The sequence below is a fragment of the Microbacterium hydrocarbonoxydans genome, assembly GCF_011752045.1.
In the GTDB taxonomy this organism is placed as follows: Bacteria; Actinomycetota; Actinomycetes; order Actinomycetales; family Microbacteriaceae; genus Microbacterium.
The window spans coordinates 209,150-229,779 of sequence record NZ_JAAKXW010000005.1; the positions used below are offsets into that span (position 1 = coordinate 209,150).

Annotated in this window: 25 protein-coding genes and 1 tRNA gene; 19 read left to right on the forward strand and 7 right to left on the reverse strand. The window is 69.7% G+C overall.

All coding sequences use genetic code 11. The features are described from left to right. Positions 1-18: 18 nt before the first annotated feature. From G6G98_RS14895 to nusG, 5 genes are all read left to right on the forward strand, one after another. The gene (locus G6G98_RS14895) at positions 19-1,485 is read left to right on the forward strand and encodes an NAD-dependent succinate-semialdehyde dehydrogenase (RefSeq protein ID WP_067354436.1); all 1,467 of its coding nucleotides are present in this window, start codon (positions 19-21) and stop codon (positions 1,483-1,485) included. A 38-nt stretch (positions 1,486-1,523) separates the two neighbouring features. Further along, the gene (locus G6G98_RS14900; protein WP_067354439.1) at positions 1,524-2,885 is read left to right on the forward strand and encodes an NAD-dependent succinate-semialdehyde dehydrogenase; all 1,362 of its coding nucleotides are present in this window, start codon (positions 1,524-1,526) and stop codon (positions 2,883-2,885) included. Between the two features lie 137 nt (positions 2,886-3,022). Then, a tRNA-Trp gene (locus G6G98_RS14905) sits at positions 3,023-3,095 on the forward strand. 40 nt (positions 3,096-3,135) lie between these two features. Continuing rightward, positions 3,136-3,411: a preprotein translocase subunit SecE gene (gene secE, locus G6G98_RS14910; RefSeq protein WP_067354441.1), complete on the forward strand. Its 276-nt coding sequence runs from the start codon at positions 3,136-3,138 to the stop codon at positions 3,409-3,411. Positions 3,412-3,451: 40 nt separating this feature from the next. Next, positions 3,452-4,465, forward strand: a complete 1,014-nt coding sequence (nusG, locus tag G6G98_RS14915) for a transcription termination/antitermination protein NusG (protein ID WP_067354444.1) — start codon at positions 3,452-3,454, stop codon at positions 4,463-4,465. 69 nt (positions 4,466-4,534) lie between these two features. On the opposite strand, the gene G6G98_RS14920 is transcribed toward nusG, so the two are convergent. Next, positions 4,535-4,933: a VOC family protein gene (locus G6G98_RS14920; protein WP_067354447.1), complete on the reverse strand. Its 399-nt coding sequence runs from the start codon at positions 4,931-4,933 to the stop codon at positions 4,535-4,537. A gap of 91 nt (positions 4,934-5,024) precedes the next feature. Here G6G98_RS14920 and G6G98_RS14925 point away from each other — a divergent pair, with 91 nt between their 5' ends. Further along, complete coding sequence (locus G6G98_RS14925; protein ID WP_164234400.1) at positions 5,025-5,981, forward strand: helix-turn-helix transcriptional regulator; 957 nt, start codon at positions 5,025-5,027, stop codon at positions 5,979-5,981. 19 nt (positions 5,982-6,000) lie between these two features. Here G6G98_RS14925 and G6G98_RS14930 read toward each other — a convergent pair whose 3' ends face one another. Next, a complete protein-coding gene (locus G6G98_RS14930; protein ID WP_164234401.1) occupies positions 6,001-6,537 on the reverse strand; it encodes a putative glycolipid-binding domain-containing protein in 537 nt (178 codons plus the stop codon). Between the two features lie 183 nt (positions 6,538-6,720). Here G6G98_RS14930 and rplK point away from each other — a divergent pair, with 183 nt between their 5' ends. The 5 genes from rplK to G6G98_RS14955 all read left to right on the forward strand — a co-directional run bounded on the left by rplK (position 6,721) and on the right by G6G98_RS14955 (position 10,300). After that, positions 6,721-7,152: a 50S ribosomal protein L11 gene (rplK, locus tag G6G98_RS14935; RefSeq protein WP_067354452.1), complete on the forward strand. Its 432-nt coding sequence runs from the start codon at positions 6,721-6,723 to the stop codon at positions 7,150-7,152. Between the two features lie 11 nt (positions 7,153-7,163). Continuing rightward, positions 7,164-7,853 (forward strand): 50S ribosomal protein L1, encoded by a 690-nt coding sequence (rplA, locus tag G6G98_RS14940; protein WP_067354455.1) that lies wholly within the window; start codon positions 7,164-7,166, stop codon positions 7,851-7,853. A gap of 181 nt (positions 7,854-8,034) precedes the next feature. Next, on the forward strand, positions 8,035-8,853 hold the full coding sequence (locus tag G6G98_RS14945) for an amino acid ABC transporter substrate-binding protein (RefSeq protein ID WP_067354457.1): 819 nt from the start codon (positions 8,035-8,037) through the stop codon (positions 8,851-8,853). Between the two features lie 3 nt (positions 8,854-8,856). Then, positions 8,857-9,531 carry an amino acid ABC transporter permease gene (locus tag G6G98_RS14950; RefSeq protein ID WP_067354460.1) on the forward strand — a complete coding sequence of 225 codons (675 nt, stop codon included), beginning with the start codon at positions 8,857-8,859 and terminating at the stop codon, positions 9,529-9,531. Next, positions 9,518-10,300, forward strand: a complete 783-nt coding sequence (locus G6G98_RS14955; protein ID WP_067354464.1) for an amino acid ABC transporter ATP-binding protein — start codon at positions 9,518-9,520, stop codon at positions 10,298-10,300. Before G6G98_RS14950 ends, G6G98_RS14955 begins: the two co-directional genes overlap by 14 nt. 8 nt (positions 10,301-10,308) lie before the next feature. Here the strand turns inward: G6G98_RS14955 and G6G98_RS14960 are convergent, their stop codons facing one another. After that, on the reverse strand, positions 10,309-10,983 hold the full coding sequence (locus tag G6G98_RS14960; protein ID WP_067354467.1) for a LysE/ArgO family amino acid transporter: 675 nt from the start codon (positions 10,981-10,983) through the stop codon (positions 10,309-10,311). A gap of 70 nt (positions 10,984-11,053) precedes the next feature. On the opposite strand from G6G98_RS14960, the gene G6G98_RS14965 reads away from it, so the two are divergent. Next, positions 11,054-11,923 carry a LysR family transcriptional regulator ArgP gene (locus G6G98_RS14965; RefSeq protein WP_208321510.1) on the forward strand — a complete coding sequence of 290 codons (870 nt, stop codon included), beginning with the start codon at positions 11,054-11,056 and terminating at the stop codon, positions 11,921-11,923. Here G6G98_RS14965 and G6G98_RS14970 read toward each other — a convergent pair. Continuing rightward, positions 11,920-12,414: a MarR family winged helix-turn-helix transcriptional regulator gene (locus G6G98_RS14970; protein WP_164234402.1), complete on the reverse strand. Its 495-nt coding sequence runs from the start codon at positions 12,412-12,414 to the stop codon at positions 11,920-11,922. The genes G6G98_RS14965 and G6G98_RS14970 overlap by 4 nt on opposite strands. Then, entirely contained in the window at positions 12,401-14,101 is a 1,701-nt protein-coding gene (locus G6G98_RS14975; RefSeq protein ID WP_164234403.1) for an MDR family MFS transporter, read from the reverse strand. The genes G6G98_RS14970 and G6G98_RS14975 overlap by 14 nt, the downstream gene beginning before the upstream one ends. Positions 14,102-14,367: 266 nt before the next feature. Between G6G98_RS14975 and G6G98_RS14980 the strand changes: the two genes are divergently transcribed. Genes G6G98_RS14980 through G6G98_RS15000 form a run of 5 tightly spaced genes read left to right on the forward strand, consistent with a single transcriptional unit; the run spans position 14,368 to position 17,374 of the window. Further along, positions 14,368-14,988, forward strand: coding sequence for a SipW-dependent-type signal peptide-containing protein (locus G6G98_RS14980; protein ID WP_164234404.1), 621 nt, complete (start codon positions 14,368-14,370; stop codon positions 14,986-14,988). Positions 14,989-14,990: 2 nt separating this feature from the next. Next, on the forward strand, positions 14,991-15,611 hold the full coding sequence (locus G6G98_RS14985; protein WP_067354485.1) for a SipW-dependent-type signal peptide-containing protein: 621 nt from the start codon (positions 14,991-14,993) through the stop codon (positions 15,609-15,611). A gap of 37 nt (positions 15,612-15,648) precedes the next feature. After that, the gene (locus G6G98_RS14990; RefSeq protein ID WP_067354488.1) at positions 15,649-16,254 is read left to right on the forward strand and encodes a signal peptidase I; all 606 of its coding nucleotides are present in this window, start codon (positions 15,649-15,651) and stop codon (positions 16,252-16,254) included. Continuing rightward, the gene (locus G6G98_RS14995; protein WP_067354492.1) at positions 16,251-16,862 is read left to right on the forward strand and encodes a hypothetical protein; all 612 of its coding nucleotides are present in this window, start codon (positions 16,251-16,253) and stop codon (positions 16,860-16,862) included. Before G6G98_RS14990 ends, G6G98_RS14995 begins: the two co-directional genes overlap by 4 nt. Further along, on the forward strand, positions 16,859-17,374 hold the full coding sequence (locus tag G6G98_RS15000; RefSeq protein WP_067354495.1) for a hypothetical protein: 516 nt from the start codon (positions 16,859-16,861) through the stop codon (positions 17,372-17,374). The genes G6G98_RS14995 and G6G98_RS15000 overlap by 4 nt, the downstream gene beginning before the upstream one ends. A 13-nt stretch (positions 17,375-17,387) precedes the next feature. On the opposite strand, the gene G6G98_RS15005 is transcribed toward G6G98_RS15000, so the two are convergent. Further along, positions 17,388-18,068 carry a YqaJ viral recombinase family protein gene (locus G6G98_RS15005; protein WP_067354498.1) on the reverse strand — a complete coding sequence of 227 codons (681 nt, stop codon included), beginning with the start codon at positions 18,066-18,068 and terminating at the stop codon, positions 17,388-17,390. Between the two features lie 428 nt (positions 18,069-18,496). Between G6G98_RS15005 and rplJ the strand changes: the two genes are divergently transcribed. Then, positions 18,497-18,985 carry a 50S ribosomal protein L10 gene (gene rplJ / locus G6G98_RS15010; protein WP_067354502.1) on the forward strand — a complete coding sequence of 163 codons (489 nt, stop codon included), beginning with the start codon at positions 18,497-18,499 and terminating at the stop codon, positions 18,983-18,985. A gap of 48 nt (positions 18,986-19,033) precedes the next feature. Continuing rightward, positions 19,034-19,417 carry a 50S ribosomal protein L7/L12 gene (rplL, locus tag G6G98_RS15015; RefSeq protein WP_067354506.1) on the forward strand — a complete coding sequence of 128 codons (384 nt, stop codon included), beginning with the start codon at positions 19,034-19,036 and terminating at the stop codon, positions 19,415-19,417. 73 nt (positions 19,418-19,490) lie between these two features. Here rplL and G6G98_RS15020 read toward each other — a convergent pair whose 3' ends face one another. Continuing rightward, the gene (locus tag G6G98_RS15020) at positions 19,491-20,504 is read right to left on the reverse strand and encodes a LacI family DNA-binding transcriptional regulator (RefSeq protein ID WP_067354509.1); all 1,014 of its coding nucleotides are present in this window, start codon (positions 20,502-20,504) and stop codon (positions 19,491-19,493) included. Between the last annotated feature and the right edge of the window lie 126 nt (positions 20,505-20,630).

The window sequence follows — 20,630 nt, forward strand, 5'->3', positions numbered from 1 at the left end:
CTCACAGAAAGAGAATCCATGAGCACTCAGAACGAGCAGACGCTGCTCGAGAGCATCCCCACCGGCCTCTTCATCGGCGGCGAGTGGATCGACGGCGAGACCGGCGCGACCTTCGACGTGCACGACCCGTCCACGGGCGAGGTCATCCGCACGATCGCCGACGCGACCCCTGGTGACGGCATCCGCGCCCTGGACGCGGCCGTCGCCGCTCAGGAGTCGTGGGCCGCAACCGCACCGCGCGTGCGCAGCGACATCCTCCGCCGCGCGTTCGACCTCGTGCAGGAGCACAAGGAGGACATCGCGCTGCTGATGACCCTCGAGATGGGCAAGCCGCTCGCCGAGGCGCGCGGCGAGGTCGGCTACGGCGGCGAGTTCCTGCGCTGGTTCAGCGAGGAGGCCGTGCGCATCGCCGGCCGCTACGGCCTGAACCCCGAGGGCACCGGTCACATGGTGGTCTCGCAGCGGCCGGTCGGCCCGTCGTTCTTCGTGACCCCGTGGAACTTCCCGTTCGCGATGGCGACCCGCAAGATCGCCCCGGCGCTGGCCGCCGGCTGCACCGTGGTCATCAAGCCCCCGGCACTCACCCCGCTGACGACGATGTTCTTCACCACGCTGCTGGAGAAGGCCGGCCTGCCGGCCGGCGTCGTCAACGTCGTGCAGACCTCGCGCTCGAGCGCCCTGTCGGCCCCGATCATCGCCGACCCGCGCCTGCGCAAGCTCTCCTTCACCGGTTCCACCGAGGTCGGCCGCAAGCTCATCGCGCAGGCCGCCGAGGGCGTCCTCCGCGTCTCGATGGAGCTCGGCGGCAACGCGCCGTTCGTCGTGTTCGACGATGCAGACCTGGACAAGGCCGTCGACGGCGCGCTGCTCGCGAAGTTCCGCAACATCGGCCAGGCCTGCACCGCGGCCAACCGCTTCATCGTCCACAAGGACGTCGCCGAGGAGTTCGGCCGCAAGGTCACCGAGCGCGTCCAGGCGATGAAGATCGGCCGCGGCACCGAGGAGGGCGTGGCCATCGGCCCGCTCATCGACGGGGACGCCGTCGCCAAGGCCGCCGAACTCGTCGGCGACGCCGTCGACCGCGGCGCCACGCTGCTCACCGGCGGCAAGGCCCTCGAGGGCACCGGCACGTTCTACGAGCCCACCGTGCTCACCGACGTCGTGCCCGGCTCCGCGATCCTCCGTGAGGAGATCTTCGGCCCGGTGCTCGCGATCGCCACCTTCGAGACCGAGGACGAGGCCGTGCGTCTCGCCAACGACACCGAGTACGGCCTGGTCTCGTACGTGTTCACCGAGAACCTGCAGCGCGGTCAGCGGATGATCGACAAGCTCGAGACCGGCATGATGGGTCTCAACGTGGGCGTGGTGTCGAACGCCGCGGCTCCGTTCGGAGGCGTGAAGCAGTCGGGTGTCGGCCGCGAGGGCGGCTTCGAGGGCATCCACGAGTACCTGTCCACCAAGTACACGCTGATCCCGGTCGCCTGACCGGCACCGGCCAGCGTTCGCCAGAAAGGACCACACACATGAGCGACTACGCCGTCGTGAACCCGGCCACGGGGGAGACCGTGGCCACCTACCCGACATCCACCGACGCGCAGATCGAGGAGGCGATCGCCCGCGCGGCGGCCGCCGCCGACGTCTGGGCTGCCACAGCGCCGGCCGAGCGCGCCGCGGTGATCCGCCGGATCGCCGAGCTGCACCGCGAGCGCAAGGACGAGCTCGGCGCGATCATCGTCCGCGAGATGGGCAAGCCGATCGCCGCCGCGGTCGGCGAGATGGAGTTCGCCGCCGACATCGTCGAGTTCTACGCCGACAACATCGAGAAGATCACGGCCGACCAGCCGCTGGACATCCTCGGCGACGGCACCGCCGTCGTGCGCCGCTCGCCGCTGGGCGCGCTCTTCGGCATCATGCCGTGGAACTTCCCGGCGTATCAGGTCGCCCGCTTCGCGGCGCCCAACCTGGCGGTCGGCAACACGATCATCCTCAAGCACGCCCCGCAGTGCCCCGAGTCGGCGGCGGCGATCGAGGCGATCTACCGCGACGCGGGTCTGCCCGACGGCGCGTACGTGAACGTGTACGCCACGAACGATCAGGCGGCGACCATCATCGCCGACCCGCGCGTGCACGGCGTCTCGGTCACCGGCTCCGAGCGCGCAGGCGCGGCGGTCGCCGAGATCGCCGGGCGTCACCTGAAGAAGGTCGCTCTCGAGCTCGGCGGGTCCGATCCGTTCATCGTGCTCTCCACGGACGACCTCGACGCCACCGTCCAGGCCGGCGTCGACGCCCGTCTGGACAACAACGGGCAGGCCTGCAACGGCGCCAAGCGCTTCATCATCGTCGACGAGCTGTACGACGCCTTCGTGGAGAAGTTCACGGCCGCGATGGAGGCCGTGAAGCCGACCGACCCCACCCTCGAGGACACCGTCCTCGGCCCGGTGTCCTCGGAGACGGCGGCGGCGAACCTGCAGAAGCAGATCGACACGGCCGTCGCGCAGGGCGCGACGGTGCTCACCGGCGGCACCCGCCAGGGCGCGTTCTTCGCGCCCACGGTGCTCGCCGACGTGACCCCGGAGATGGACGTCTACGGGGAGGAGCTCTTCGGCCCCGCCGCGGTCGTCTACCGGGTCGCCGACGAGGACGCGGCCGTGGCCCTGGCGAACGACACCACCTTCGGGCTCGGATCGTACGTCTTCACCACCGACGCAGAGCAGGCGGAGCGCGTCGCGGACAGGATCGACGCGGGCATGGTCTACGTCAACCTGGTCCTCGCGGACAGCCCGGAGCTGCCCTTCGGGGGCATCAAGCGCAGCGGCACCGGCCGTGAGCTGGGCTTCCTCGCCGCGGACGAGTTCGTGAACAAGAAGCTCATCCGCAAGGCCTGAGCGTCGACACCCCCGGGTTCCGCCGTCGATTCGGCGGCACCCGGGGGATGCCGTACACTGGCATAGCAGTTGTTGTCTGCATCCTTTCGCCATGCCTGGTGAGGGAAGCAGGTGACATCCCCGAGACTCCGGTCTCTAGGGCGGTAGCTCAATTGGCAGAGCAGCGGTCTCCAAAACCGCAGGTTGCAGGTTCGATTCCTGTCCGCCCTGCGCGTCAGCGCAACGCTGGCACACGAAAGGTACATTCAGGATGGATCAGGACGAACCGCGCGGCGAGGTCGTCGCGGCCGGTGCCACCCGCGAGAAGAAGCGCGGCTTCCTCGGCGGTTTCCTCGGGAGCATCGCCCTGTTCTTCCGTCAGGTCATCGCTGAGCTTCGCAAGGTCGTCACCCCGACCCGCAAGGAGCTGGTCAAGTTCACCGCGGTGGTGCTCGTCTTCGTTCTGATCGTCATGGGCATCGTCTACGGACTCGACACCTTGTTCGCGTGGCTGACGCACGTGGTGTTCGGGGTTCCCGGCGCCTGATGCCTTGCGGCTCCGGCCGCAGTGATTGGAAAGATTAAACGTGTCTGAACGATATTCCGACGACGCCGACTGGGCGACCGCGGCAGAGCAGTCCAGCGAGGAGGACGAGGCCCAGGAGGGCAACGTCCTCGCCGCCGAGGAGTTCTCGGTCACCTCGGCCGAGCACGTCGCCCTGCACATCGAGGGTGACGGCGACGAGGAAGACGACACGGATGACGACATCGACATCGACGACCCGGAGGCGGACGCGATCGTGAACGACGCTCTCAACCTGGACGAAGCGGCAGAGTCCGAGGCCGCCGCTGAGGTCCTCAACGATTCCGTGGCCGAGGAGGTCGCCGACCTCGAGGCCGCTGCGGCCGCCGAGGTCGCGCCTTACGACGGCCCCGACGTGAACGGCGACGAGGACGAGGCGGCGGACGACGCCGACGAGGACCCGTACGAGGCCTTCCGCGCCGACCTTCGGATGCTCCCCGGCAAGTGGTACGTCATCCACTCCTACGCCGGCTTCGAGCGCAAGGTGAAGGCGAACATCGAGCAGCGCAAGTCGACGCTCGAGGTCGAGGACGAGATCTACCAGATCGAGGTCCCGATGGAGGACGTCGTCGAGATCAAGAACGGCCAGCGCAAGATGGTCAACCGCGTGCGCATCCCGGGCTACGTGCTCGTGCGCATGGAGCTCAACGAGGACACCTGGTCGGTCGTCCGGCACACCCCCGGCGTCACCGGCTTCGTGGGCAACGCCCACAACCCGACGCCGCTGCGCTTCGAGGAGGCCTTCAACATGCTGAAGGCGCTCGTCGAGGTCAAGGACGTCCCGACCGCCAAGAACATCGCGGCCAAGGGCGGCGTGGCCGTCGCCCGCCAGGTCCAGGCCGAGGTCGACTTCGAGGTCGGCGAGACCATCACGATCAAGGAGGGCTCGTTCGCGGGTCTTCCCGGTTCGATCAGCGAGATCAAGCCGGAGAGCGGCAAGCTCACCGTGCTCGTCTCCCTCTTCGAGCGCGAGACCCCGGTCGAGCTGTCGTTCGACCAGGTCACCAAGATGCTCTGACGCTTCCCGCGTCCCGAGAACGGCCGTCCCTCCGGGGGCGGCCGTTCTCGCGTATCCGGGCGGATGCCGTCAGCCGGCGTGCAGCGCCGCCCAGTGCGGGCTCTGGATGAGGCCGAGGAGGTTGCCGAAGGGGTCGCTCACCGACGCCGACCACCACCCCTCGCCCCGCTGCGTGACCGGGTCGAAGGGCTTCGCGCCGAGCGCGAGAAGGCGGTCGAACGACGCCTGGATGTCGTCGACGTGCATGCTGACGAGCGCGCCGCCGGGTTGGGGGAGGGCGGGACGGAAACGCGCGTCCATCAGAGCGAACTCGTCCTCGTCGTCGCCGAACCGCCATTCGGCGTACTGCGCCGGCCCCTGCTCCGGGCGGATGAAGTAGGGGCCCGCGCCGAAGACGGCGGAGTACCACTCGATCGCGGCATCCATGTCGTCGGCGACGAGGTTGAGGTTGGCGATTCCACGGAACATGTCTTCTTCTCCTTCTGAAGTGCGGCTGGTTCTTCTATGCTCGACGCTGAAGTGATCACCTTCTGAGCACTTCAGAGAAGAGGGTTCGGAGATGCGTGCCGACCGCCTCATCCAGGCGCTCCTGCTGCTGCAGGGACGCCCGCAGATCACCGCCGCCGAGCTTGCAGCGGAACTGGAGGTATCGGTTCCGACGGCGCGGCGCGATCTCGAGGCGCTGTCGATGGCGGGGGTCCCGATCTACCCGACTCGCGGCCGGGGTGGCGGCCGGCGTCTGATCGGCGGCGCCCGCACCGACCTCACCGGGCTCACGCAGAGCGAGGTCACCTCGCTGCTCATCGGGCTGAGCCAGAACCGCTCGGCCTCCGCGGAACACACGGCGGCGGTGCGCAAGCTCATGCGGGCCGTGCCCGCGCCGTTCCGGGAAGGAGCGCGCCGCGTGGCCGAGGCGACGGTGCGCGATGCGCCGTGGGGCGAGGCCGACGATGCCGCCGAGCGCCCACGGGTGGCCGAACTGCAGCGAGCGATCGCCGCCCGCCGCACGGTGCTGCTCGAGTACGACGGCGCGAGAGGCGCGTCATCCGTCGTCATCGTCCCGCTCGTCGTGGGCAGCAGGGGCGTCCGCTGGTACCTGCTCGCCGCTCCCGTCGAGGGTGGCCTCGCCGACGTCGACCGAGTGCGCACCTACCGCGTCGACCGGATTCGATCCCTCGTCGTGCGGGACGACATCGGCGCACCGCCCGAGGGCTTCGACGCAGCGACGGCGTGGGCCCGCATGGTGGAGTCGGTCGAAGGGCTGCGCGGTGAGGCGCGCGCCGTGATCCGTGTCGAGCCGTGGGCTGTCAGGGCCGTCTGCGACCGCTTCGGGGCGCAGGCGCGGATGCTCGAGGACGATGGCGGCCTGATCGAAGTGCGAGCGCATCGGATTGACGCGCTCGCAGAGCAGCTGGCCGGGTGGACGAGCGTGGCTGAGGTGGTCGAGCCGAAGGAGGTCCGCAACGCCCTGCGCGAGCTGGGGGAGCGCATCGTCGACCGCTATCGCGACGGCTGAACACGCTGCCCGTCCGGCGTCAGACCCTCGTGAAGAGCCCGGGATAGTCCACGACCAAGCCGTCGGCGTCGACGAGGATCTCGCGACGGAAGTCGCTGTCGCGAGACTCGTACAGGTAATGACGCTCGCCGGTGCGGGTGTACCGCTGCGGATCGGGGAGGACGTCGAGCGCGGGCGTCACGTACGCGGTCACGATGTCACGGGACTCACCGATGCCGAGACCGAGGCGTCGCACCGGAAGGGTGTTGGTGAACGGACTGAACGACAGGTCGATGTCGACCGCTGCGGCGAGGTCCGGGCGGTCGTGACCGCCGGCCGTCCATGCTCCGCTCTCGGACCGCCTCAGCGCGAGCGATCGGCCGCGGTCGTCGTGGACGGCGAGTTCCGAGAAGATCCATCGAGGAGTCAGCCGTACGCGATAGCCGTACACCGTGCCCTCTCGCGTCACGCTCGAGTGCGCGGCGATGCCGCCCTCGCATCTTTCGTCGACGACGAGCACCTCTTCGCTGCGGGGGTCCTCCCGCGCCACCGGATCCGCATGCCGGGAGTCTCTCATGCGATGTGCGGCTCGGCGCTGTATCGGGTAGACTCATGTGGTTTGTGTGCCGCTTCGGCGTGCGCGCGGACGACCACGGTCCGGAGATGCCGGGCCTGTGGGAGAAGCGGATGCTCGTCCTGAGCGAGGCGCGAAGCGCCGAGTCGAAGGGCTCCGGCATCCGATTCGACGAAAGGAAAGAGAATGGCACCGAAGAAGAAGGTGACCGGCCTGATCAAGCTTCAGATCAACGCCGGTGCAGCCAACCCGGCGCCGCCGATCGGCCCCGCGCTCGGTCAGCATGGCGTCAACATCATGGAGTTCTGCAAGGCGTACAACGCCGCGACCGAGTCGCAGCGCGGCAACGTCATCCCCGTGGAGATCACCGTCTACGAGGACCGCAGCTTCACGTTCATCCTGAAGACCCCGCCGGCTGCGGAGCTCATCAAGAAGGCCGCAGGCATCCAGAAGGGCTCTGCGACCCCGCACACCGTCAAGGTCGCGAAGATCAGCATGGACCAGGTCCGTCAGATCGCCGAGACCAAGCAGGCCGACCTGAACGCGAACGACATCGAGGCCGCCTCGAAGATCATCGCCGGCACCGCCCGTTCCATGGGCATCACGGTCGAGGGCTGAGGAGAATAATCATGGCTACGAAGTCCAAGGCTTACAAGGCTGCCGCCGAGAAGATCGAGGCAGACCGTTTCTACACTCCCGCCGAGGCTGTCGCCCTGGCCAAGGAGACCGGCTCGGCGAAGTTCGACTCGACCGTCGAGGTCGCGCTGAAGCTCTCCGTCGACCCCCGCAAGGCCGACCAGATGGTGCGCGGCACCGTCATCCTGCCCCACGGCACCGGCAAGACCGCCCGCGTCATCGTGTTCGCCACCGGCCCCGCGGCCGAGGCCGCGATCGCCGCAGGCGCTGACGAGGTCGGCGGCGCCGAGCTCATCGAGAAGGTCGCCGGCGGCTGGACCGCGTTCGACGCGGCCGTCTCCACCCCGGAGCTCATGGGCCAGGTCGGTCGTCTCGGCAAGGTCCTCGGTCCGCGAGGCCTCATGCCGAACCCGAAGACCGGCACCGTGACCCCGAACACGGCCAAGGCCGTCGAGGAGATCAAGGGCGGCAAGATCGAGTTCCGCGTCGACAAGCACGCCAACGTGCACTTCGTCGTCGGCAAGGCGTCGTTCTCGGCCGAGCAGCTCGACGAGAACATCAAGGCCGCTCTCGAGGAGATCGTCCGCCTGAAGCCGTCGAGCTCCAAGGGCCGCTACATCCAGAAGGGCGCCGTGTCGACCACGTTCGGCCCCGGCATCCCGCTGGACGTCAACGCTCTCTGAGTCCGACTCACGAAATGCCCCCGCCTCGGCGGGGGCATTTCGCGTTCCGGGCCGGTGCCGCGACATGCGACGTCATCCGCTCTTGGGATGCGACGAGGATGCCGCGTACTGTGGGTGAGCACCGCGCATCACAGCAGACCGCGCGGACCCGAGCACCATCGCACCCCAGGAGGGCAACCACATGTCTCGTCGCCTCATCGCCACCGCAGTCCTCGTCGTCGGAGCGTTCGCCCTCACCGCCTGCTCCGGCAGCACCGCTCCGTCCGAGTCCGGCGCGCCGAGCGAGGGATCCGGCGCCGACTTCGGGCTCGTCAAGGACGGCACGCTCACCGTCGCGACCGAGGGCACCTACCGTCCGTTCAGCTTCCACGGCGACGGCGGCACCGGGGAGCTGACGGGCTTCGACGTGGAGATCATCCAGGCCGTCGCCGAGAAGCTCGACCTCGAGGTCGAGTTCCAGGAGACCCAGTGGGACGCGATCTTCGCGGGTCTCGACGCGGGCCGCTTCGACGTGATCGCGAACCAGGTCACCATCAACGACGAGCGCGAGGCGAAGTACCTCTTCAGCGCGCCGTACACGGTCTCGCCCGGCGTGATCGTCGTCGCCGAGGACGACGACTCCATCTCCTCCTTCGACGACCTCGACGGCAAGACCGCTGCGCAGTCGCTCACCAGCAACTGGAACGAGCTCGCGGTCGAGTCCGGCGCGAAGGTGGAGGCCGTCGAAGGCTGGGCGCAGGCCGTGGAGCTGCTGCGGCAGGGCCGCGTCGACGCGACCATCAACGACAAGCTCACGTTCCTCGACTACGAGACCACCGACGGACCCACCGGCCTGAAGATCGCCGCTGAGACCGAGGAGGCCGGAGAGCAGGCCTTCGCTTTCACGAAGGACAAGGAAGCGCTCGTCGCGGCGATCGACGAGGCGCTCGAGGAGCTTCGCGCTGACGGCACCCTCGCGGAGATCAGCGAGAAGTACTTCGGCGCGGACGTCACCGAGTAGTCGATGGATTCCCCGGATGCCGTCTGGCAGCTGTTCCTGAGCTCGCTCGGGCCGATCGCCCTCGCAGGCGTCACGGTGACGGTGCCGCTCGCCCTGGTCTCGTTCGCGCTGGGACTCCTCATCGCGGTCGCGATCGCGCTGATGCGGATCTCCGTCAACCCGGTGCTCTCGAACATCGCCAGGTTCTACATCTCCGTCATCCGGGGAACCCCGCTGCTCGTCCAGCTGTTCGTCATCTTCTACGGGATGCCGTCGATCGGCGTCACGATCGACCCGTGGCCGAGCGCGATCATCGCGCTCTCGCTGAACGTCGGCGGCTACGGCGCCGAGGTGGTGCGCGCGGCGATCCTCTCCGTGCCGAAGGGCCAGTGGGAGGCGGCGTACACGGTGGGGATGAACCGCACCCGCACCCTCACCCGCGTCATCCTGCCGCAGGCTGCTCGGGTGTCGGTGCCTCCGCTGTCGAACACGTTCATCTCGCTCGTGAAGGACACCTCGCTCGCCTCGCTCATCCTCGTGACCGAGCTGTTCAAGGTCGCGCAGCAGATCGCATCGACGACCTACGAGTTCATGGCGCTCTATCTCGCCGCGGCCCTCGTCTACTGGGTCATCTGCCTCGTGCTGTCGGCCGGGCAGAGCGCACTGGAGAGGAGGCTCGACAGCCGTGTCGCGCACTGATTCCGTCCCGCCGCTGCTCACCGCGACGCAGCTGCACAAGAGCTTCGGTCAGCACGAGGTGCTCCGGGGCATCGACCTGACGCTGCACCGCGGCGAGGTGGTCGTGCTGATCGGGCCGAGCGGCTCCGGCAAGACCACCGTGCTGCGCTCCCTGAACGGCCTGGAGACGCCGGATGCCGGGACGATCGCCGTCGACGGCGGACCCGTGATCGACTTCGCCGCGCCGGTCGCTCAGCGACAGCGCCTCGCGCTCCGCGACCGCTCGGCGATGGTGTTCCAGCATCACAACCTGTTCCCGCACTTCACCGTGCTGGAGAACGTCATCGAGGGACCGTGGCGGGTGCAGGGCCGTCCCAAGGCCGAGGTCGTCGCCGAGGCGCGCGGCCTGCTCGCCCGCGTCGGCCTGGAGGGCAGAGAGGGTGCCAGGCCCCACGAGCTCTCCGGCGGCCAGCAGCAGCGGGTGGGCATCGTGCGCGCGCTGGCGCTGCGGCCCGACCTGCTGCTGTTCGACGAGCCGACCAGCGCGCTGGACCCCGAGCTCGTCGGCGAGGTGCTGCTCGTGATCAAGGAGCTGGCCGACGAGGGCTGGAGCATGGTCGTGGTCACCCACGAGCTCAGCTTCGCCCGAGAGGCCGCCGATCACGTGATCTTCATGGACGGTGGCGCGGTGGTCGAGGAGGGACCTCCCGCGCAGATCTTCGGCGCTCCCCGCGAGGAGCGCACGCAGCGGTTCCTCACGCGCATCCTCCGTCCGCTCGACGGGGTCTGAGGCGGCTGTCAGCCCGCGAGCACCGGCAGCACCAGGCTCACCGCCAGCGCGATCATCACCACGGCGATGAGGGCGTCGAGGATCCGCCAGGAGCGCGGCGTCTGCAGCCAGCGTCCGAGGTGCCGGGCGCTGTAGCCGAGCGCGGTGAACCAGAGGATGCTCGCCGCGATCGCCCCCGCCGCGAACAGCCAGCGCTCCTCGCCGTGCGTCGCGGCGATCGATCCGAGCATCAGCACGGTGTCGAGGTACACGTGCGGGTTCAGCCAGGTGAGCGCCAGCGTCGTGAGGATCACGGGCGCGAGCGCCGAGCGGGTCCGGGAAGGGCGGGTCAGCGTGATGGTGCCTCCGGCGGGAGCCGCTGCATCCGCGGTGGCATCCGCTTCTCCGACTTCGAGGCGCTCGCCGCCCCGCCACGCGCGTCGTGCGGCGAGCAGGCCGTAGGCGAGCAGGAACGCCGCCCCCGCCCACCGGGCGACCACCACGAGCCACGGGGCCGCCGAGATCACGAAGCCGAGCCCGGCGACGCCCGCGACGATCAGCACGGCATCCGACAGCGCGCAGATCGCGACCACGACCAGGACGTGCTCGCGACGGATGCCCTGGCGCAGCACGTAGACGTTCTGCGCGCCGATGGCGACGATGAGCGAGAGGCCGAGTCCGAGACCCGCGAAGACGGTGAGCATGCATCCACGGTAGGAGCGATGCTGATTCAGCACCAGCGAAGATTCCTTGTGTTCCATTAGCATGGCTTATGTGAGGATCGATCCGGAGCTCGCGGCCACCGTGGCGGCCGTCGCCGACGAAGGCACCCTGGACGCGGCCTCCCGCCGGCTGCTCATCACGCCGTCTGCGGTCAGCCAGCGGCTCAAGGCCCTGGAGCAGCAGCTCGGCCGCGTGCTCGTCGTGCGGACGAAGCCGGTGCGGCTCACCGAGGCGGGGGAGGCTGTCGTGCGGCTCGCCAGGCAGATCGCCCTGCTCGAGCACGACGCCCTCGGCGGACTCGGCCTCGACGGAGACGCGCCCCGCATCAGCATCCCGCTCGCCGTCAACGCCGACTCGATGGCCACCTGGTTCCTGCCGCCGCTCGCGCGCCTCTCCGCGCGGCACGACATCGACTTCGACCTGCATCGCGACGACCAGAACTTCACCGCGCGGCTGCTGGAGTCGGGTACCGTCATGGCCGCGGTGACCAGCGAGGAGACGCCGGTCGCCGGATGTGCGGTGACCCCGCTGGGCGTGCTCGAATACCGGGCCATGGCGGAGCCCGCCTTCGCCCGTCGATGGTTCGCCGGCGGCGTCACGACCGAGGCGCTGACCGTGGCGCCCTTCGTGGACTTCGACCGGCGCGACTCGCTTCAGCACGACTGGCTGCACGCGATGGGCGTGCCGCACCAGGGCGTGCCGCGGCACTACGTGCCCGCCTCCCACGACTATGCGCTCGCCGTGGAGCTCGGCCTCGGCTGGGGGATGGTGCCGACGCTGCAGCAGGCGCCGGATCTCGTCCCGCTCGGCGGCCCGACGCTGCGGGTACGCCTCCACTGGCAGCAGTGGAACCTGCGCTCGGCCCTGCTGGACACGATCGCCGCCGAGGTGGCGGCTGAGGCGCGGCGAGTGCTGGCCTAGCCGGCGCCGGCCGGCGCGGTCCCGGGCGTCGCGCCCGTGCCCAGAGCATGCAGCAGCCGGGTGAGGTTCTCGATGTCGTCGACGCTCCAGTCCGCGAGGTTGCGCATCAGCAGCCCCTCCTGGGGCTGCCGCGCCTCGGCCAGGCGCTGCTCGCCGAGGGCGGTGGCGCTCAGCAGGAAGGAGCGTCCGTCGTTCGGATCGGCGGAGCGCTCGATCAGGCCCAGTCCCTCGAGCTCGCGCACGGTGCGGCTGATCTGGCCCTTGTCCATGAGCATCCGCTCGGCGAGCGCCGAGGCCGTGATGCTGCCGCACCGGGCGATGGTCGTGAACGTCTTGTAGGCGCCGGGCAGCATCCCCGGGCTCACCCGGTTGGCGTTCTCCATGATCACGCGTCGGAAGTGCGTGATCAGCTCTCCGAACTCCGCTTCGAGGGCGCGGACCGCGTCAGCCCGCGCCTCGTCGGGGCCTGCGGCGCTCTCAGAGCCGGTCATCGCCGGCCTCCGTCGTGCGGTGGTGGGACACCACGGCGACCGTGCCCGTCGGGGCGCCGGACAGCGCCTCGGCGTCGGCGATCGCGACGTCGGCGGCCTCTTCGACGGCATGCCCCTGCGCGGCATCCGCCTTCGCCCGCTCGCTGGTCGTCAGCCGCGTCAGCGGGGCGTTCGGCAGGAACAGGATCGCGACGAGGCTGAGCACGGCCAGCGGGATGCCGATGAGGAAGGCGTGCGAGATCGCCTGAGCGTAGAAGTCCTCGACGAGGGAGCGCACGGGATCCGGCAGCAGCCGCACCTCGGGAAGCGTGCCGCTCGAGAGCTGGGCGGCGACCTCCTGCGCCCTGTCGCCGGTCTGGGCGATCGCGGCCATCAGCTGCTCCTTGCCGTTCGTGAACAGGTCGGTGATCCTGTTCGCGAGGAGGGCGCCCATCACGGACACGCCGATCGTGCCGCCGAGGCTGCGGAAGAAGGTCACGCCCGAGCTGGCGACGCCCATCTCGCTGGGCTTGGCGACGTTCTGCACGATGAGCACGAGGTTCTGCATCGTCATGCCGACGCCGGCGCCGGTGAGGAACATGTAGATCGACACGAGCACGAAGTCGGTGTCGTAGTGCAGCGTCGACAGCAGAGCGGAGCCGGCGATGAGCAGGAGCGACCCGAGGATGAGGTAGCCCTTCCACCTGCCGAAGCGCGTGACGAGCTGTCCGACGACCATCGACGCGATGAGCAGGCCCGCCATCATCGGGAGCGTCATGAGGCCGGCCTCGGTGGGGGAGGCGCCGCGGGAGAGCTGCATGTACTGGGCGAGGTAGACCGAGGTGCCGAACATCGCGACGCCGATGGAGATGGACGCGAGCACCGAGAGGGTGAAGGTGCGGCCGCGGAACAGCGTCAGCGGGATGAGCGGCTCGCGCACCTTCAGCTCGACGACGATGAACGCGATCGTGGCGAGGAGGGCGCCGCCCACCATCAGCGCGGTCTCGATGCCCCACCAGTCGAAGCTCGAGCCGGCGCTGGTGATCCAGATGAGCAGCAGAGACACGGCGGCGGAGAGCAGCACGATGCCGACGTAGTCGATGGAGACCTTGCGGGTCCGCTCGGTGGACACGTGCAGCGTCTTCTGCAGGATGATCAGTGCGGCGACGGCGAACGGCAGGGCGACGAAGAAGTTCCAGCGCCAGTTGATGGTGTCGGTGATCCATCCGCCGAGCAGCGGGCCGCCCACGGTGGCGACCGCCATGACGGCGCCGAACAGGCCCATGTAGCGGCCGCGCTCGCGGGGGCTGATGATGTCGGCCATGATGACCTGGCTGAGCGCGGCGAGTCCGCCGGCGCCGAGGCCCTGCACGACGCGGAACGCGATGAGCATGTTCGTGTCCTGCGCGAAGCCGGCGGCCGCCGTCGCGAGGACGAAGATGACGAGAGCGATCTGGATGAGCAGCTTGCGATTGAACAGGTCGGCGAGCTTGCCCCAGATCGGGGTGGAGATCGCCGTGGTGAGCAGCGTGGAGGTGATCACCCAGGTGTAGGCGGCCTGGTCGCCGCCGAGGTCGTGGACGATGACGGGCATGGACGTCGAGACCACCGTGCCGGCGATCATCGAGACGAACATGCCGAGCAGCAGCCCGGTGAGGGCTTCGAGCACCTGGCGGTGCGTCATGGTGGCGGGGGAGTCCGGAGTCATGCTGCGGGCCTTTCGCGGTCGCGGGGACGGATGCGGCGACGGCTCTGGCGCGCAAGAAATAGTTGAACTTCGTCAACTATACGCAGATGGTTGAGCTTCGTCAACCATCTGCCCGGAATACCGGTGTGCAAATCGTGACCCAGATCCCTTGTGGGTTCCCCGGTGCTCGGAGAGGATGTGGACAACGCGCGGATGCCGGTCTTGAGGGAGACCGTCCCCATATGCATCCGTTCGTCTGTCCCGGAATTCCTGAGGGGGAATCTCACATGTCAACAACGCCCACCCAGCGCAAGGTGCTGGCCATCCTCGCCGGCGGTCTCGTCCTCGGCATCGGCACCGCCGTCACGCTCGCCGCCTGGAACGACTCCGAGTTCGCGAACGGCACGTTCACCGCCGGCTCGTTCAATCTCGAGGGCTCGACCACGAGCGCAACGACCGGATACGCGGAGCACAACGTCGACGATGGGGACACCGCCGCGACATTGAGCTTCCAGCTGCCGGCCGTCGCCGCGTCGATGGCACCGGGTGACGTCGTCTACGCGCCGTTCTGGGTGCGCCTGGACAGCACGACGACGAACGACGCCACGCTCATCCCTGCGGGGATCACGGCGGGCACCGGCGGCAACGAGGCGAATCTGTCCTACACCGTTACGGCGATCGCCTCCGGAGCGACGTGCGACGGCGCCGCGACCGGAACCGTCGTCGGCAGCGGCGCCACGCTCAGCGCCCTCACCGGGGCGACCTCTGTGGCGCTGACCAAGGGCACCGCTGGAGCTGCGGGCACGGCCGTGCAGCTCTGCTTCGCCGTCACCGCGGAATCCGGCCTCGCCGAGGGCGCGAGCGCGACGGCGACCTGGGAGTTCACGGCCACCTCGACCGCGAACTGATCATGGAGCGCACCCGCAGGGGCCTGCGGGAGGCGAAGCGGCTGCGTCGGCGCCGGATACAGGCGATCCTGGCCGGAGGCCTCGTGCTCGGCGTCGGCGCGGCCGCGACGCTCGCGGCGTGGAACGACTCCGAGTACGGCGCCGCGACCTTCACCGCAGGCCTGTTCGACATCGTGGGAGCCGCCGACGGCACCACGTTCGCCAGCCATGCCACATCGGGTGCGCCGGCGACGCTGAGCTTCGTCGTCGCGCCGACGGCGATGTCCCCGGGGACCACGACGTACGCCCTGTTCAGCGTGAAGACGGCGAATCCATCGGTCGCGGGGACGCTGCAGCTCGGAGTGGGATCGACCGCCGGCACGGGTCTCGCTCCGTTCCTCACGTACGGGGTGCGGAGCGTCGCGGGCACGGCCTGCAACGCGACGACGTATGCGGCCGGAACGGCGGTGGTGCCCGACGGCACCGCGCTCTCCACCGGTGCAGCGGGCACGCAGAGCGTCGCCGCGAACGGCGGGTCCACCGTGAACTACTGCTTCGCCGTGACACTGCCCAGCACTGCCGGGAACGGCGCCCAGGGACTCACCGCGATCCAGACCTGGCAGATCACGGGGACCTCGTCCTGACGGCGGGGATGCGGCGGATGAACGCGAGGAGGAATCGATGAGCGCGCCGGCGACGCGGCGCGGCCTGCGCGAGCAGGCCGCGGTCGCCGGCGCGCCCGCCGCGGGATCCGTCCGCCGTCCGGGCCATCGCGGCCTCGGGCGCCTCCTCGCCGACGTTCTCCTCTGGTTCGCCGCGATCGGCGGCGTCGTCTGCATCCTCCTGGTGGTCCTCGCGTACACGGCGGGCATCACGCTGATCATGTTCCGCACCGGGTCGATGTCCCCGGCGATCCCCGCGGGCTCCGTCGCCGTCGTGCAGCGCGTGCCGGCCTCCGAGGTCGAGGTCGGCGATGTCGTGACCGTGGACAGGGAGAACCAGCTCCCCGTCACCCACCGGATCACCTCGGTGTCTCCCGGGGCGGCGGAGGGGGAGCGCGTTCTCACGATGCGCGGCGACGCCAACGCCGGTGATGATCCGTTCCCGTACACCGTCGCCTCGGTGCGCATCGTGCTCTTCTCGGTTCCCGGGCTCGCCACCGTGATCGTCGCGATGGGGAATCCCTACGTCCTCGGTGCGATCACCGTCACGGCGACCGCGCTGGTGGTGTGGGCGTTCTGGCCGCGGGCGGAGCGCGGTCGTGCCGGCGAGGGGAGCACGACGTGAGGCGGGTCGCAGCCGCGTGCCTCGTCGCCGCCGCAGCCGTGCTCGGCAGCGCGGGACCCGCCACGGCCGCGCCGACGACGGAGGTGGTTCAGGGCGAGGTGCTCCGCCTGGTGTCGGTGGCCGACTGGGATGCGGCATCGAGCCTGCTGCCGGGACAGCCCGTGCGGTGGGACATCGCGGTGAGCGCGGACGCCCCCGACCCCGGCGTGATCGGGATCGGGATCAGCGCGAGCGGGGGAGCGCCTCTGGTCCTCGACGCCTGGCTGTGCATGCAGGCCTGGGAGGGCGGCGACTGCCCGAGCGGGGCGACCGTGCTCCGCTCGGGGTGGGAGGTGCCGCGCGACGGGGCGGAGGTCCCTCTCGCGCAGATCTCCGACACGGAAGTCGCGCACCTGCGTCTGTCCGTCGCCCTCGCCGCCGAGGAGGACGGCCGCACCGAGGTGCGCGTGCACGCCACCGGCGCGGGGGAGAGTGCGGTCGTCGGACCGGGCGGTGGACTCGCCGCGACCGGCATGCCGTCGCCGGCGCTGCCCTGGGTGCTCGGCGGCGGATCGCTGATCGCGGGCATCCTGCTCCTGCTCCTCCGGAGTCGACGGGAGGAGTCGTGACGGGGTGGCGGAAGGTGATCGCGGGCCTCGCCGGAGCGCTCGTGCTCCTCGGCGCGGCGGTGGTGCCGCCGACGCAGACCACGGAGGCGGCCTTCACGGATGCCGAGCACGCGACGGCGACGTTCGCGGCGACCACGCTCGAGACGCCGGTGATCACGAGCTGCACGCCCCAGACGCTGAACGTCATCGGCGTCGGGCTCGTGTTCCAGAGCGTGACCCTGGTGTGGACCGCGCCGTACCCGGTCGCGGGGGTGAAGCTCACCGCGACCTCCGGCGCGAACACCGGCACAGTGCCGGCGTCGAACATCAGCACCTCGGGACCGGTCAACGGGACCTACACCCACACGGCCGTGTTGAGTCAGGCCCTGCTGACCAGCCTGGTGACGAACCTGCTCGGCAGCACCACGACGCTGGCGGTGACGAGCGTCGCCGGGACTTCGTGGACCTCGCCGGCGGCGACCCGGAGGCTGACGATCGCGCTGCTCGGGCTCAACCCGACGTGCACTGTGTGACCGAAGCGTCTGCTCAGTCCGCGAGGGCGAGGGCGCGGAAGGCGTCGCGCTCGCGCAGATGCTCGCGGCGGCTGGCCGCGGCATCCGCCACCCGTCCCGGCACCTGCTGTCCGGTCGTGCGGCGGTAGAGCTCGTCGATGAGCTCGGTCGCGAGCCCGACGAGCTTCGCGATCTCGCGCTCGTCGCGATCGATCCACACGCAGCGCGGCTCGTCGTGCACGGGGGAGAAGTCCTCGTGCTCCTCCCAGACGAAGAGGGTGCGCTCGGCTCCGAGCACGTGCTGCTGCCACCACACCTGCCGCAGGTAGGTGCGCGGGATGCCGCGGAAGGCCTTGTTCGTCGTCTTGATCTCGGCGAGGCGGATGCGCCCCTCCGCGTCGACGGCGATTCCGTCGGGGGTCGCGAGGTGCCGGTGCTCGATCTCGGCGCGGAACAGTGCGGAGGAGGGCATGATGCCGTGCGTCGCGGCGACCCACGCGGCGATCTCGGGCTCGCGACGTCGACCGTGATCGGTGTAGGCGTTGCCGCCGAAGCGGGGCCCGCCGCCGAGCTTGGAGTCGGCGGCTCGCGCGATCGACTTCGCACCGGTCAGCCCGGCGACGTCGGTCGCGGTGATCCCGCGGGAGCGTGCTCGCATCCAGGCGACGCGGTCGCGGGAGTCCGCAACGATGCGCGCTTGAAGTTCCGGTGTCACCCTTCGACCCTAACCCCGTCCACGGACCCTCCCTCCCCGCACGCGCCGCTCTGCCCGCGCTCGCCTCCCACTCTCGCTGTCCGCTGCGAGGCCCCACCTGATCGCCCACGCCCCACTTGGTTCACGTCGTCCGGATGGGGCGTCGGCGGGCAGATGGGGCGTCGGCGACGCGCGCGAGGGGCAGCCACCAGCACCGGATTTGGGGAGAGCGGATGCGGTCGGGTACAGTTGTACCAACCGAAGACCGCTGGTCATCGTCGTGCGCGCAAGCGAACGCGATCGAAGCTCTGCAATGCAGGGGCCCGCGCAGGTGTCACGAACTTTCTGAGCTCCGTGCGCTTGCGCCGGAGCTCTTCTCATTCCAGGGGACCGGGTCGAGGTCGGTGCCTCACCGCCGTGAGGCGCCTCGTACACACCAAGGAGTGACCATGGCGCAGAAGGATGCATCGGTCGCCGAGCTCACGAAGTCATTCGAGAACTCGTCCGCCGTTCTGCTGACCGAGTACCGCGGTCTGACGGTTGCCCAGCTCAAGGAGCTGCGCAACAGCATCCGTCAGGACGCTGAGTACGCCGTGGTGAAGAACACGCTGACCAAGATCGCCGCCAACAAGGCAGGCATCACCGCGCTGGACGACGACCTCAAGGGTCCGTCGGCCGTCGCGTTCGTGCACGGTGACTTCGTCGCCACTGCCAAGGCTCTGCGTGACTTCGCCAAGGCCCACCCGCTTCTCGTGATCAAGGCCGGCATCTTCGAGGGCAACGCCCTCACCGCCGACGAGGTCAACAAGTACGCCTCGCTGGAGAGCCGTGAGGTTCTGCTGGCGAAGGCCGCGGGCATGATGAAGGCCACGATGGGCAAGGCTGCCGCCACCATCGACGCTCTTCGCGAAAAGCTGGAGACCGCCGAGGCCGCGTGAGCGACCTGCGTTCTCGATCAACAAACCCCATCTATTAGGAGATAAATCATGGCTAAGCTCACCACTGAGGAGCTGCTCGAGCAGTTCGCCGGCCTGACCCTCGTCGAGCTCAACGACTTCGTGAAGGCGTTCGAGGAGAAGTTCGAGGTCACCGCTGCTGCCCCCGTCGCCGTCGCCGGTGCTGCCGGTGGCGCTGGCGCCGCTGAGGCCGAGGAGGAGAAGGACTCGTTCGACGTCATCCTCGAGGCTGCCGGCGACAAGAAGATCCAGGTCATCAAGGTCGTCCGCGAGCTCACCTCGCTCGGCCTCGGCGAGGCCAAGGGTGTCGTCGACGGTGCTCCGAAGGCTGTCCTGGAGGGCGCCAACAAGGAGACCGCCGAGAAGGCCAAGGCTGCCCTCGAGGAGGCTGGCGCGACGGTTACCCTCAAGTAATCTCAGCGTCTGACGCTTTTCTGCGAAGGCCCCGGGTTCCACCCGGGGCCTTCGTGCATTCCGGGTCGCCCGCTCAGGAGCCGTGCCGAGGCGCCGCCGTCGAGTTCCGGACGACGAGAGCGGATGCCGGCACGACGTGCTCCGGCGGAGCATCCGAATGCTCGATCCGCTCGCGCAGCAGGCGGACGGCCTCGTGCCCCTGCTCCCGCGGCGACTGCCGGATCGTCGTGAGCGAGAACATCTCCGCATGCTGGTGGTCGTCGATGCCGACGACGCTGAGCTCCGTCGGCACGGCGATGCCCAGACGCCGCGCGGCGATCGTCGCGCCGATCGCCGCCTCGTCGCACACCCCGACGATCGCCGTCGGGCGGCCGCGACGGTCGCCGAGCAGCTCGGCGGCGGCGCCGTACCCGCCGGGCATGGTGGGAGCGGCCTCGACCAGGCGGGCGCGGGCGGCGAGGTCGGCGGCCCGGAGCGCCTCGAGATAGCCTTCGACCCGCCGGGCGTCGCCGAAGCTGAGCGCGCCGGCATCCGCCGAGCCGCCGACGAAGGCGATGTCCGTGTGACCGAGCTCGATGAGGTGCTCGGTCGCGATGCGGGCCGCGGCGGTGTCGTCGATCGAGACGGAGCTCGAGCCCTCGCTGTACGGCCCGACGCTGACGAGAGGGCGCTCCGAGCGGCGCAGCCGCTCGAGCTCATGCGCGCTGGGCTGGAGCCCGACCGCGATGATCCCGTCGAACCGGCGACGGGGGAGCACCTTGTCGAACAGGCGCTCGCGCGTCGTGGTGCCCTCGCGGAGGCCGTACAGCGCCAGCTCGTAGTCCAGCGCGAACAGCGACTCCTGCAGGCCGGCGAGCAGCTCGGAGAAGAACCAGCGGTCGACGGGCGGCATGATCACGCCGACCGTCTGCGTGCGCCCTGTGGCGAGGCTGATCGCGGAGGAGTGCGCGACGTACGCGAGCTCCGCCGCCGCCGCGGCGACCCGGGACCGGGTCTCCTCGGAGACATAGCCGCGACCGCTCAGCGCCCTGCTGGCGGTCGCCTTCGACACGCCCGCACGCGCCGCGACGTCCGCGATCGTGCTCATCGGTCCTCCTCGACCACCCTGCCCCGGCACCGCGGTCGAACCGGCGCGCGCCGATGTCAGCGTAGCCTTTCGGCATCCGGAAGGGAACCGGTTCCACAAAACAGCTCAGGGAGCGCTCCCATCACG

Coding starts and splice junctions, on each gene's coding strand:
- G6G98_RS14990 (WP_067354488.1), top strand. CDS start 15,649: ATGAGCGCGCCGGCGACGCGGCGCGGCCTGCGCGAGCAGGCCGCGGTC.
- G6G98_RS14980 (WP_164234404.1), top strand. CDS start 14,368: ATGTCAACAACGCCCACCCAGCGCAAGGTGCTGGCCATCCTCGCCGGC.
- G6G98_RS14920 (WP_067354447.1), bottom strand. CDS start 4,933: ATGTTCCGTGGAATCGCCAACCTCAACCTCGTCGCCGACGACATGGAT.
- G6G98_RS14945 (WP_067354457.1), top strand. CDS start 8,035: ATGTCTCGTCGCCTCATCGCCACCGCAGTCCTCGTCGTCGGAGCGTTC.
- G6G98_RS14985 (WP_067354485.1), top strand. CDS start 14,991: ATGGAGCGCACCCGCAGGGGCCTGCGGGAGGCGAAGCGGCTGCGTCGG.
- rplL (WP_067354506.1), top strand. CDS start 19,034: ATGGCTAAGCTCACCACTGAGGAGCTGCTCGAGCAGTTCGCCGGCCTG.
- secE (WP_067354441.1), top strand. CDS start 3,136: ATGGATCAGGACGAACCGCGCGGCGAGGTCGTCGCGGCCGGTGCCACC.
- rplJ (WP_067354502.1), top strand. CDS start 18,497: ATGGCGCAGAAGGATGCATCGGTCGCCGAGCTCACGAAGTCATTCGAG.
- G6G98_RS14930 (WP_164234401.1), bottom strand. CDS start 6,537: ATGAGAGACTCCCGGCATGCGGATCCGGTGGCGCGGGAGGACCCCCGC.
- G6G98_RS14900 (WP_067354439.1), top strand. CDS start 1,524: ATGAGCGACTACGCCGTCGTGAACCCGGCCACGGGGGAGACCGTGGCC.
- G6G98_RS14975 (WP_164234403.1), bottom strand. CDS start 14,101: ATGACTCCGGACTCCCCCGCCACCATGACGCACCGCCAGGTGCTCGAA.
- rplK (WP_067354452.1), top strand. CDS start 6,721: ATGGCACCGAAGAAGAAGGTGACCGGCCTGATCAAGCTTCAGATCAAC.
- G6G98_RS15020 (WP_067354509.1), bottom strand. CDS start 20,504: ATGAGCACGATCGCGGACGTCGCGGCGCGTGCGGGCGTGTCGAAGGCG.
- G6G98_RS14895 (WP_067354436.1), top strand. CDS start 19: ATGAGCACTCAGAACGAGCAGACGCTGCTCGAGAGCATCCCCACCGGC.
- G6G98_RS14960 (WP_067354467.1), bottom strand. CDS start 10,983: ATGCTCACCGTCTTCGCGGGTCTCGGACTCGGCCTCTCGCTCATCGTC.
- G6G98_RS14970 (WP_164234402.1), bottom strand. CDS start 12,414: ATGACCGGCTCTGAGAGCGCCGCAGGCCCCGACGAGGCGCGGGCTGAC.
- G6G98_RS14925 (WP_164234400.1), top strand. CDS start 5,025: ATGCGTGCCGACCGCCTCATCCAGGCGCTCCTGCTGCTGCAGGGACGC.
- rplA (WP_067354455.1), top strand. CDS start 7,164: ATGGCTACGAAGTCCAAGGCTTACAAGGCTGCCGCCGAGAAGATCGAG.
- G6G98_RS14950 (WP_067354460.1), top strand. CDS start 8,857: ATGGATTCCCCGGATGCCGTCTGGCAGCTGTTCCTGAGCTCGCTCGGG.